At 57.9% G+C, this 10,212-nt stretch carries 13 protein-coding genes and 1 tRNA gene; 10 read left to right on the top strand and 4 right to left on the bottom strand.

The genetic code is table 11. The features are described from left to right. Positions 1–103: 103 nt before the first annotated feature. Positions 104–748, top strand: a complete 645-nt coding sequence (locus BBX50_RS16370; protein WP_065776382.1) for a hypothetical protein — start codon at positions 104–106, stop codon at positions 746–748. A 22-nt stretch (positions 749–770) separates the two neighbouring features. Next, positions 771–998 (top strand): hypothetical protein, encoded by a 228-nt coding sequence (locus BBX50_RS16365; RefSeq protein WP_065776381.1) that lies wholly within the window; start codon positions 771–773, stop codon positions 996–998. A 12-nt stretch (positions 999–1,010) separates the two neighbouring features. Here the strand turns inward: BBX50_RS16365 and BBX50_RS16360 are convergent, their stop codons facing one another. After that, positions 1,011–1,571: a hypothetical protein gene (locus tag BBX50_RS16360; protein WP_065783948.1), complete on the bottom strand. Its 561-nt coding sequence runs from the start codon at positions 1,569–1,571 to the stop codon at positions 1,011–1,013. 562 nt (positions 1,572–2,133) lie between these two features. Between BBX50_RS16360 and BBX50_RS16355 the strand changes: the two genes are divergently transcribed. The 6 genes from BBX50_RS16355 (at position 2,134) to BBX50_RS30505 (ending at position 6,940) form a co-directional block, all read left to right on the top strand. Continuing rightward, positions 2,134–2,532 carry a hypothetical protein gene (locus BBX50_RS16355; protein WP_139108504.1) on the top strand — a complete coding sequence of 133 codons (399 nt, stop codon included), beginning with the start codon at positions 2,134–2,136 and terminating at the stop codon, positions 2,530–2,532. A 559-nt stretch (positions 2,533–3,091) separates the two neighbouring features. Then, on the top strand, positions 3,092–3,271 hold the full coding sequence (locus BBX50_RS29935; RefSeq protein ID WP_065783953.1) for a hypothetical protein: 180 nt from the start codon (positions 3,092–3,094) through the stop codon (positions 3,269–3,271). After that, on the top strand, positions 3,268–3,789 hold the full coding sequence (locus BBX50_RS16340; RefSeq protein WP_065776376.1) for an HK97 family phage prohead protease: 522 nt from the start codon (positions 3,268–3,270) through the stop codon (positions 3,787–3,789). The genes BBX50_RS29935 and BBX50_RS16340 overlap by 4 nt, the downstream gene beginning before the upstream one ends. Before the next feature lie 123 nt (positions 3,790–3,912). After that, the gene (locus BBX50_RS16335; RefSeq protein WP_065776375.1) at positions 3,913–4,254 is read left to right on the top strand and encodes a P27 family phage terminase small subunit; all 342 of its coding nucleotides are present in this window, start codon (positions 3,913–3,915) and stop codon (positions 4,252–4,254) included. Further along, positions 4,254–4,490, top strand: a complete 237-nt coding sequence (locus tag BBX50_RS16330; RefSeq protein ID WP_065776374.1) for a hypothetical protein — start codon at positions 4,254–4,256, stop codon at positions 4,488–4,490. Before BBX50_RS16335 ends, BBX50_RS16330 begins: the two co-directional genes overlap by 1 nt. Positions 4,491–5,317: 827 nt before the next feature. Next, on the top strand, positions 5,318–6,940 hold the full coding sequence (locus BBX50_RS30505; protein ID WP_065776371.1) for a hypothetical protein: 1,623 nt from the start codon (positions 5,318–5,320) through the stop codon (positions 6,938–6,940). A gap of 390 nt (positions 6,941–7,330) precedes the next feature. On the opposite strand, the gene BBX50_RS16305 is transcribed toward BBX50_RS30505, so the two are convergent. Next, on the bottom strand, positions 7,331–8,533 hold the full coding sequence (locus tag BBX50_RS16305) for a methyltransferase domain-containing protein (RefSeq protein WP_065776369.1): 1,203 nt from the start codon (positions 8,531–8,533) through the stop codon (positions 7,331–7,333). 172 nt (positions 8,534–8,705) lie between these two features. Between BBX50_RS16305 and BBX50_RS16300 the strand changes: the two genes are divergently transcribed. Further along, complete coding sequence (locus tag BBX50_RS16300; protein ID WP_065776368.1) at positions 8,706–8,951, top strand: hypothetical protein; 246 nt, start codon at positions 8,706–8,708, stop codon at positions 8,949–8,951. A gap of 37 nt (positions 8,952–8,988) precedes the next feature. Here BBX50_RS16300 and BBX50_RS16295 read toward each other — a convergent pair whose 3' ends face one another. Next, on the bottom strand, positions 8,989–9,183 hold the full coding sequence (locus BBX50_RS16295; RefSeq protein ID WP_065776367.1) for a hypothetical protein: 195 nt from the start codon (positions 9,181–9,183) through the stop codon (positions 8,989–8,991). Between the two features lie 74 nt (positions 9,184–9,257). Between BBX50_RS16295 and BBX50_RS16290 the strand changes: the two genes are divergently transcribed. Then, entirely contained in the window at positions 9,258–9,860 is a 603-nt protein-coding gene (locus BBX50_RS16290) for a hypothetical protein (protein WP_201723489.1), read from the top strand. Between the two features lie 85 nt (positions 9,861–9,945). Here the strand turns inward: BBX50_RS16290 and BBX50_RS16285 are convergent. Continuing rightward, a tRNA-Pro gene (locus BBX50_RS16285) sits at positions 9,946–10,022 on the bottom strand. Positions 10,023–10,212: the final 190 nt, after the last annotated feature.

The following is a 10,212-nucleotide window of genomic DNA, read 5'->3' as shown; positions in this document are numbered from 1 at the left end:
CCACTGAGCGTCGCTCAGTTCATACCGCCTAACCGCCACCATCGACCTCCGTGCCTAACACGGTATCTTATGAATCAGCGATTAAGCGATTTGGGAATCCTGAATGTCGATTGGTCCTAAGGCTACGAAAGCCGATAGTCCCTCGCCGACCACGACAAAGCAGCGAGTTAGCGAAAAACTGAGGATCTTATCAGTCGAAGAAATCGGCAGCCCGTTCGGCGATTATCGAATTAAGCTGCGGCTAGATAATGCGCAGGGCGATATTCAGGAGCGAGTCCTGCATGTCCTCAGTGAAAACGGTCCTGCCGATGGCAACCCGGCTTACCAAGACCTATTGAGGCTAAACACTGATGTCGCTCGCTTGGTGGGCTCGCGCGTGCATCTCGATACGAGCGGCGACATCGTCCAGAGGATACTGGCGGCGAAGGCAGGACGACGCGAGGTGATCATTGCTTATGGAACAATACCCGAGCCCGTTAGCGGGAAGAGGAAGGTCGTGTTGGAATTGCAAGCGGCCCGCGGAGACGGTGTCAACGATCCAGAGGGCTTTCTAGAAATCGTCCTCGAATCGCGGGACGCAGCGGAGCAGCAAACCGGCCAGAAGCAGTTTCAAGACCTCGTGCAAGCTATCGGCGTCGAGAACGTCGAGGACGTAGACCAACTGCTATTCATACCCTTCACCATCACCGACGGCGGCGATTTCCTCCCGGCGCCGGCCAACGACAATCTTGAACAGAAAGCAGCCTGATGGAAGAAATCAGATCTACGCAATGATCGACGAACGCCTGGAGCTCGCGCTGCCTAAGCAAGCGGGCCGTCAGATGGTCAGGGTCCAACCATTCAAGGCATTCGACCACGACGGCCGTGAGGTGCAGGTGGTTGCCATAGCCGGTGACTCCGAAGATCTGGATTTTGTCGTGATTAAAACCGGCGAGGACGGCGACGAACTCTGGCCGGCGATCGAGGGCAGCGTTTTTAAGACTGGACTTGCCGCATAACCCTCTCTGCTTTCACGTGAACGAAAGCGGATTTCTCAACCAACTTGCAGCAACGTCCGCCGCCTTCTCGGGTGCGGACTTTGCAAGACTGTCCATCATCTTCTTGCCCTGCTCCTTCCAGAAGCCATCTGGCACAATAGCGTACTGCAGGGATGCCAATAGGATATCCAGTTGGTGAACTTGATGGGGAACCCGGTTTCTTAAGCGAGAAGTGATGTCTTCCCACGGCTCTTCATATTCATTGCTGAGCATGAAGTTGTGGCCCTGGATGTTGTTGTCGAGAAACACGAGCGTCTTCGTACGCAAGACCGCATGCTTTCGAAGATTGTGCTCGCCGTCGGCGAAGCACTCCGAGTGAGTATTTCTGTCATAGGGATGGTCTTCGATTGTAGCTACGAAGGTCTCCCACTCCTTCCATTCGGAGTGGAGTTTTGCCAGTTCCGACGTGACCCACGCTGTATTGGCGTTTAGTATCGCTAACCGTTCCGGTTTCTTTCGCCTCGACATTGCAAGCCTCCGCTCTTTCAATGCATTGAGGGTACTGCGGTTAGAACTCAACAAAAAGAACAGCAACGAGCCTCTCCACAACCAAAATCGTCTGCGGCTCCACGGAATCGAGGTGCCGCAAGATCAGCGGGGGTGGTCGCCGAGCAAAATCGATCGCCGCCGCCGTACCCGCCTTCCCCTCATTTGGATTTTTTATTTCCGAGTTTTGATTTTTTGATCAAACCCGAGCCCATTGACGTTTTCGAACGCACCACGGTTAATGGGCGATAGTAGGCCACCAGGGGGTGCGTTGCATCCCTCCCTTGGGCGCCAAGATTACCGGTTCGGCAAGAAATTTTGGTCGTCCGCAAAACTCGAAAATCGGCGAGATACATATCTAGCCATCATTGTCAACTAATTTTTGGTTGAGATATTGACGTAAAATTCAATTACATCTAGAGACTGTAATCCCAAACAGCCACCGCCGACCGAGTCGGCAGGAATCCCTCTTTCGAAAAGGATGCGCCCTTGTCGAAGAAAATCTCGTTGCCCTCTATTCCGCTCAAGCATATCCCTGCGAATGACAACAAACCGGATTGGAAGGACGTTCCGGTATCGGACAGAGGCCAATGGCTCGGTGCCGTAGAACGTGGCGCAGGCTTCTCCAAAATGGAGCGCCACCCGTATCGGCAAAGCACGAAGTTCCGGCGTGACGCCCTTAGCCAGCTTGTCCGAGACGAACACGGATATCCGCAACCTTTCGGGGGCTCCCGCACATCTGAAACGATCTGCCGGCGACTTTCTCGACGTCACGGCAGAAATGGCCGCCAACGGCACGCCAGACGCCCAGCGCGATGTTTCCGCATCATTGATCGAAATCGTCAGCACCTGGCCGGAGATCACCATTCGCGAGGCAGGCACAACGCTTCGTTTCCAGCCCGTCGGGACGCTTCCGGATCATTGGCAGGAGACCAGGCAGCGTCGTGCCGTCACCATTAACGGGGCCGCGTTCGTTCGCGCGATCCGCGCCGCTTTCAACGGAGAATAAGATGTTCAAGAAATCAACGCCGGCCGCAGAGCCCGTCCGCGTGCCGTCACTCACCTCAGATCCAGAATATGGCGCGCACCACGCCAAGCAGGCGGAACTAAACAAGCGGCGCGCCGAAGTCCTCGTCGAGCGACGCGAACTCGAGCGGCAGATTACGGAGACGCCAGCCCCGGCATTTCGTCCCGGAGTTGCCGCCCTGCTCGGCGAGGCTTCTGACAGCACCACGGGGCAGCGCGCTCGGCTCGCTGAGCTCAACGCTTTAGAGCGCGATATCGACGCTTGGAGGTCGTGCGCCAGCGTCTCATGCAATCCCGATCGACTGCGAGCGCGCGCATCTGCGATACGGTCAAGGCGGAATACGGCAGGCGCGTCGTCAAGGTCTGCCAAGCGCTAGAAGCTGTTGCTGAAGCTCGAGCAGATTTCGACGAGCTACGCGACCAGTTTGAGCGAGAGGACCTCGCATGGTCGCGCCTTGTCCCTCTTTCGCCAACCTTCCTCGGCGACCCCCGCGACGGGCACATTCCTCGGTATCTCAAGGAAGCGCGGGAGGCTGGTTACTATGGCAATTGAGCGCGCAACGAAAAAGACCACCAAGTCGACGCGCAGCGTCACCCTCCCCGGCAAGCGGCCCGCACATATGGCCACGGATCCAGTCGACATCGCCCGCGAGCTGCGGGCGATGTCTCGACTGGGCCAACGCGAGGCCAAGCTCGCCGCTGCGGAGGCTAAGCTGAAGTGACAGAGAGAATCAGCGGTCACGCTGCTACATTCAACTCACCGACCACGATCGCCGGTGAGTTCCGAGAGATGCTGGCGCCAGGTTGCTTCACTCGCACGCTCAAGGACAACCCAGACGTCTTGATGGTGTTGGACCATGATTTCGGTCGCATTCTCGGCCGCACAACGGCAGGCACACTCGAGCTTAAGGAAGATCGCACTGGCCTGTGGTTCTCGCTCATTCCTGACCCCTCCACCCCCAGCGGCCAGGAGGCGATAGGCACGGTGCGCCGCGGCGACGTCAAAGGCTGCAGCTTCTCCTTTCGAGTGCGGGCCGAGAGGTGGGAGGATGGCGGAGATAGACTACCTCTTCGTATCCTAGAGGATGTCGACCTATACGAGGTCACGCTGACCGCGGCGCCAGCCTACCCGTCAACGACGGCAAGCCTGCGCGTCGATGGCAGTCCGAACGCCAAGGCGTCGGCGTTCAGGGGTAAGGCTGAGGCAGCGATGCTGGCCCGAGGCATTCCCCTCACCTGACCGGGAGGGGGGTGAGTCAGCCCTTCAGCCCGCCACCGCCGCACACCGGCCGCCCCCAACAACGCACATTCGCCTTGCCCCGAATCGACTGGTGAATTTTTCCACACCGTACGGAGGCCCCAAATGGCCGAAAAACATAAGGTTCCGGCCCATCTGCGGCCGGAAACTCGCAAGTGGATCCGTCAGATTCTAGGAGAATTCGACCTGGAATCGCATCATTTCCGCGTATTGGTGAAGACCGCTGAGGCTTTTGACCGGTGCGAACAAGCACGCGAGCAATTAGCCACAGACGGCCTGGTCGTCAAAGATCGGTATGAGACGCCTAAGGCGCACCCATGCGTGGCCATCGAGCGCGACAGCCGAACGGCCTTTTTCAGGGGTCTCAGAGAGCTCGCTCTGGACGGCGTCGATGCACCAGAGGCGCCACGCGCCCCGCGAACTGCTGACTACGGGAGTCGTCGCTAATGCCGGTGCGACGACGAGCAAACAAGCGTGCTACCGACGGGTCGGCGTGGGATGAGATTTTCGTTTATAGCTTCGACATGCTGAACCGCGCCCACGCCGGCGGCATCGTGCTGAACGACAAACTCGAGCCAGATATCAACGAGGCGCGCGCTGCATGGCGTCGCTACGGGGCTGCATTCCTGCTCCGTCATGACGGCGGCGAGTGCTGGGCGCTCGACGAGTTCGGGAAACCATAGCGTGCCGGTTCGCAGGAAGGCCAACAAACGGCGCTCCGGAGAGGTAGAGGCTTGGGCCATCTACTTCCAGAGCGGCCACGATTTTTTCGATGAGCTGGGTTCGCTTGGTCTCACCGAGGAAAGTGCGCGGCCGATAGCCGAAGAGACGTGGCGCCGCATTGGGGCCGATGTCATCACATATCTCGACCGCTTCTATGATGGTTATCACCCTCCGGCCAGGCCGTACTGGGCTGAAGCAGAATTCGGGCCGGCGGACACAAGGAAGCGTCGGCCATTCACTCGTGCAAGTCGCTGATTGACTTATGCAGGGCGCGCTCAATTCCCTTGCGCACACCCATGAGGAACGGCGTGCTGTTGCTGCGTGTTGAAGACTGGCTAGGAATACTAGGTAGGCTTACTGTGGTCCCTTTGATGGCCCTGTAGCCAGCCTCGAAGCCCTCCGCAAAGCTGGCATTTCGGATCATGTCAGCGCATATCATATGATGACTCACATCCCTGTAGTTTTGGGCATTTGACTCGACCCAGAGTGGCAGACGCGGGGTAGGTCGTAAAAGAGGCGATAACCCGAGGACCACCCATCAAGGTGGCAGAAGCCGAATTTTATAATCCCCTGGCTTCAACTGCGCAGCCGCACTTAGCGGAGAAAAATCGCCCTCGGGAAGGGAGCATGTATAAAGTCGGCCATGGTGTGCCTCCTTTCGCTTACATCATCATAGTTGAGTGCTCTCTGCAGCGCTTTCAATCCCCTCGACCAAAAAAAGCGGTCTCCGACTGGCGTTAACATCTAGCCCGCCTTCGCGCGGGCCTTCTCATCTCAGGGAGCAAACATGGCGCTCAACGCAGCCACGGTTTTCCGCGACTATGAAGTCGACAGCGTGCCGGCCTCAGGGTCGCATAAAATCAAGAAATCCGAAGTCCGTGCCATCCACGCCGGTATCGACGCGGTTATTTCCGCTTTTCTCACCAACGGCGGACTGATCTTCGCCTCCAAGGCGACACTTGACGCTAGCCTCAACTACGCCGCCAACACGATGGCTTGGGTGCTTGGCGATGCCACGGTTGCCAACAACGGCATATATCGCAAGGTCGGAGCATCTGGCACCGGGTCGTGGACTCGTGTTGCCGACCTGCCGTTCTCGTTCATCATCGCCTCGGATACCGGCGCCGGCACGGCGAACGCCATCCAAGCAACAACGTCGATCCCGGTTTCTGGTTCGGCGCTGATCTGGATGAACGTCTTTGAGGCTAACACGGCTTCTCCGGTAACCGTGTCTTTCAACGGCGGCGCGGCGCTGACGATCAAGACGAACACCGGCAATAATGTTGCTTCTGGCGGCCTCGTTGCCGGCATGATTGTTCTCGGCATCGTTTCCGGCAGCACGTTCCGCATTCTCAATGATCAGGTGTCGAGTGCCATCGTTGCTGCTGCTGAAGCTGCGCAAGCCGCGGCAGAGGATGCTGCGGCTGATGCGGTTGCACTGGTTGGTCTCGCTGCGAGTGCCATTCAGCCAGAAGACGTATACCTGTCGCTGGTCAACTTTGCCGGCGCCGAGGACAACGCGAAGTTCACTGCGGCCATCGCAGCTGCGGCAGCGCTGTCAAATGGTGCGACCATCTTTGTGCCCCGCGGCACCTACTCGATCACGCAGAAGGCGGTCCCACAGAACATCAAGTTAGTACTCGACAAGGGCGCCGTGATTCAGCCGAGCGCGGCGACCGCGAGCCTCTTTGATTCTCAAGGTGGCCTGTCTGGTATTTCGGGCGGTCTTTTAGTGAATCCATCAGGCTTGGCGACAAATGCAATCATCGTCTCCAAGCCAGCCGACAATTTGAGCTGCGTCATTGATGATATTTACTTCTCGCAGTTCACTCGGGCGGTTCGTCTCACAAGCGGCGATTGCCTCAAGGTGACCAACTGCACCGGCGTCAGCAACGGGACATTCGTTCTCTTCGCTGACGATGGGCGCAACTCTACAATCTCCGGCAACTATGCGATCGGCGGGAACGGCGTCAGCCTTCAGAAGGTCACGCAGGGCGCGGAAGGCGCATATATCCAGAACAACGGCTTTCTTCCCGCAAGCGGCACGTATTGCGTTCAGTTGGGGTGCGGCCTGGAGATCTCGATCCTAGGAAACATCTTCGACCAAATCACGACTGGCCCTGCGATCATCATTGACGGCCAAACCAACGCGATTCACTCGATCAAAGTCGAGAGCAATTGGATTGGCAGGCAGTCTGGAGCCGCCAACGCTGACTACGGTCTTTACGTGGTCGGAAACGTCCGTGACGTTAAATCGTTCAACAACACGTACGTCGGCTGGCAGGAAGCAGGCATCTATTTCAACGGCCTAGCCGGCGGCACGCTGCTCTATTGCAGGAGCCTGGATGACACGGCGCAGACCCATGCTTGCGCGACATTCAGCTCACCTATGCGGAAACACCACGATTAGAAGGGCGTCCTTCTCCGGTTCAGTTTCGATCGTCGAGGGAACCGGCGTCACCGGCCGTGTTGATCTTTGCGATTTCAGCGCCTCCACCAAGCCGTCGAGCATTTCCGGAGGCCTTCGCTATGGCCGCCAGATGGCCGGCATGACTCTGCGTGCGAAGGGAACGGCCACGCTGGCGACGACGACGAAGATTGCCACTATCCCCCACGGCGTTGCCTACACCCCGTCCTCGAGCGACATCAAGATTGACGCCGACGGGTTTGCCAACAACGCGCCTGGGGAGTTCATAGCAGACACATTGGGGCGACAACATTCCGCGCTGTCTGCCGCAATGACCCTGGCGCATCGGGAGCCCCGGTAAAATGGGAAGTGAACATGGAGCGCTGAGAACGCTCACTTCGACAAGATATTGAACCACTTGCGAGAAGACGCCGCCACGTGGACCGTGGCAGCCTCCGGCTCTGGCGGCGTCTGTTCTTCTTCGAGTAGTTTCGGCTTGAGATATACAGCGATTGCGTCATTTCTGATCTGAGATAGGTTCCCATCCCATTCGCGCAACAGTAACGTTGCCCTTCGGTATGCCCCCTCTTCCCGAGGGTTCGTAACCTTGCAGGCCAACAGGATATCCCTCAACGATGGCGCATCCATCCACTCCAGAACATCCTTATCGTGTTTTTCGGCTGCAAACCGTCGATAGAGCTCGATCTCGTGGTGGCGCTGGATGGCTCCGAACCGCGCAGCGTAATATGCCAGCCTATCTATGCGGTCCTGTTCGCTGTCATGCTTCGTGCCATGCGGCTTGGTGGCCCTGATCGCGAAACTGGCGGCCAGGGATCTGTGGCCATATTCGGATATTTTTGAATTGAGGCCATGTTGTCCAGCAGTGGCCGCCCGCATGAAGTCGAGTGCTTCGGACAGGGGCATGGCCTTGAGGACGGCTTGGTCGGCGAGGGGGATCAGTTCAAGGAACCTGTCGAATTGCGTCGTCAGGGCATGCGTAACGGTCGCCGCAGGCGGGACGTAGCTTTCTTCCAGAATGAAATCGTCGCATAGATGTGCCTCAACCGCTTGAGGCGTCATGTTGAAATAGTGGCTCGGGAAGCCGTGATATCCCTGAAGGAAGGCGGTATCGATGAACATCTCACCGCCTGATTTCAGCGTGCGCCTAACTTCCTTGATTGACTGAAGCGGGTTGACGACGTGCTCGAACACGGCCCCAGATTCAATATAGTCGAGACTGTTGTCCTTGAAGGGGAGGCATTCCGCTTCAGCAACGATGTCGACGGTTTCGGTCGGCAGGATGTCCATGGAGATGACGCGCTTATCGGCAGACGGGACTGCCCCAGAGCCCAGATGCAAGCAAATTGCGGATCCAGATATGTGCCGCGGCGGCGCGTAATTCGCGGTGTTTTTCGATATGTGCTGGCTTGGCGGCGGCGTGATGTGGAAATCCTGAACATGCCGCACCAAGATCGGAACGCCGTTTACGATTGGGTATTCCTCGCCCGTTTTTGAGATCAATCGCCCGTCTTCAAAAAGCAGGTCAGCGCCCGTTCGGGGGCATTTCAGGATGGGCAGCATGTCAACGATGTTCATCGCCACTTCAAATTCCTCCTCTGTCGGCCCGCGACGAGAGGTATTGCTCGCACAATGCTAAATTGTGTCAACCAAAAATTGTAGCGACAAATCGTTAATGCACATGACCCCGATCGCCAACTGGCGCGCGGTGCTTCGCCGGCAGTTGGCTGGCTAACCGAAAGGATATCAAATGACTGACCCCCTTATGCAAACCCTCGGCGGCGCTCAGGCCGCTATGTTCGCAACGATGGCCGCCACCAGCCGCATCATCGACGTGCTAGTGGCGAAGCAAGTGCTGACGAAAAAAGAAGCCGCAGCGACACTAATGGCAATCGCCGAGGAGATCCGCGACGATACCGGCGATATGGAGGCTCGAGAGCCTGCGGAAGAGATCGCCGCCTGGCTCGACAAGGTGGCCGCGGGGTATCGGGGGTAGCCGGCGCGTCCATCAACGGGCGCGCCGCATAGGCGCGTCACTTGCAGCCTTTCGCCTTGAGCGAAGACTCGATGGCCGTGACTTTGCCCTTGGACACCGCCACCTGGCCTTCCTTGTCGCCACCGAAGGTGCTCGACATCGGCACTCCGATCAGGAACACACCCATGGCGTCGCCGGTCGCGGCGTCGTTCTGCTGCTTCGAGAGGCTGGCAAGCTTGCCTTGTTCTTTCATCAGTTCTTGTGCCAGCGGACAACGTCGCGCGCCAGGCCGTTACTGTGAAACTGCCACCGAAGGCAAAAGGTCGAGTGAAACATCTCGATCGTTCGACAATGGCCCGTTTGATCTGGGCTGCATACAAGAAGCGCGGCAAGTTCAGGGGCGTACCCACCAAACGAAAACCGACCCTCCATATCGCGCGATTTGTCATCACCGCCGTCTGCACCGGTAGCCGATCGGCGCGCGTGTGGCAGGCGTCCTTCACCAAAGAGGCGGGCCGCCCATACATCGACCTTGAGGCGGGGGTGTTCTATCGCGCATGGGAGGGCGAAGTCGTCGCAGACAACAAGCGCGCACCACCCATTCGCCTCCCCGCTCGCTTGCTCGCACACATGCGCCGGTGGCATCGCATGGGCGCCAAATACGTCGTCGAATACAACGGCGAGCCGGCAGACCCAAAGCGGGCTTTCCGTAACATGGTCGATACCGTGATGGGGGATGATGCCGATGGGATTGTGCGGCACACCGCGGCCACATGGCTGATGCAGGCTGCCACCGACAAGTGGGAGGCCTCAGGCTATCTCGGCATGACGCTTGAGACGCTGGAGAAGACTTACGGCCACCACCATCCCGATCATCAGGCGAATGTCGGGGCAGCCTTCACGTCCGGTCGAGCGGGGCGGATAAGGTGAGAAATCGTTGCAGTTATCGTTGCCGTGGCGAAAACATAACCTACGGCCAAAAACGAAAAAAGCCCGGAAATCCGGGCTTTTTGGCTGGTCGGAGTGGCAAGATTCGAACTTGCGACCCCCACGTCCCGAACGTGGTGCGCTACCAGACTGCGCTACACTCCGTGACCAGCGGCGCCTCTATAGAACAGGCATTTTGATTTCACAAGCGCCTACCCCGAAAAACATTGCGCGTTTTTCAAAAAATTTGTGACGGTGGAAAACGTAAGGGCAGATCACCCCCGGATAACCGCAACGACACCCGGGAGCCCAAGCAATAGGGACTTTCTGCAACGCTTCATATTTTCCTGAAAGG

Source organism: Ensifer sp. LC11, assembly GCF_001695835.1.
GTDB lineage: Bacteria > Pseudomonadota > Alphaproteobacteria > Rhizobiales > Rhizobiaceae > Ensifer.
The sequence above is the reverse complement of the archived record's forward strand: the minus strand, read 5'-3'. Positions and strand labels throughout refer to the sequence as shown.

What these genes read in the sequence shown, in the direction of transcription:
- BBX50_RS16370 (WP_065776382.1), top strand. Translation starts at nt 104, where the DNA reads ATGTCGATTGGTCCTAAGGCTACGAAAGCCGATAGTCCCTCGCCGACC.
- BBX50_RS16365 (WP_065776381.1), top strand. Translation starts at nt 771, where the DNA reads ATGATCGACGAACGCCTGGAGCTCGCGCTGCCTAAGCAAGCGGGCCGT.
- BBX50_RS29935 (WP_065783953.1), top strand. Translation starts at nt 3,092, where the DNA reads ATGGCAATTGAGCGCGCAACGAAAAAGACCACCAAGTCGACGCGCAGC.
- BBX50_RS16335 (WP_065776375.1), top strand. Translation starts at nt 3,913, where the DNA reads ATGGCCGAAAAACATAAGGTTCCGGCCCATCTGCGGCCGGAAACTCGC.
- BBX50_RS16330 (WP_065776374.1), top strand. Translation starts at nt 4,254, where the DNA reads ATGCCGGTGCGACGACGAGCAAACAAGCGTGCTACCGACGGGTCGGCG.
- BBX50_RS30505 (WP_065776371.1), top strand. Translation starts at nt 5,318, where the DNA reads ATGGCGCTCAACGCAGCCACGGTTTTCCGCGACTATGAAGTCGACAGC.
- BBX50_RS16305 (WP_065776369.1), bottom strand. Translation starts at nt 8,533, where the DNA reads ATGAACATCGTTGACATGCTGCCCATCCTGAAATGCCCCCGAACGGGC.
- BBX50_RS16300 (WP_065776368.1), top strand. Translation starts at nt 8,706, where the DNA reads ATGACTGACCCCCTTATGCAAACCCTCGGCGGCGCTCAGGCCGCTATG.
- BBX50_RS16295 (WP_065776367.1), bottom strand. Translation starts at nt 9,183, where the DNA reads ATGAAAGAACAAGGCAAGCTTGCCAGCCTCTCGAAGCAGCAGAACGAC.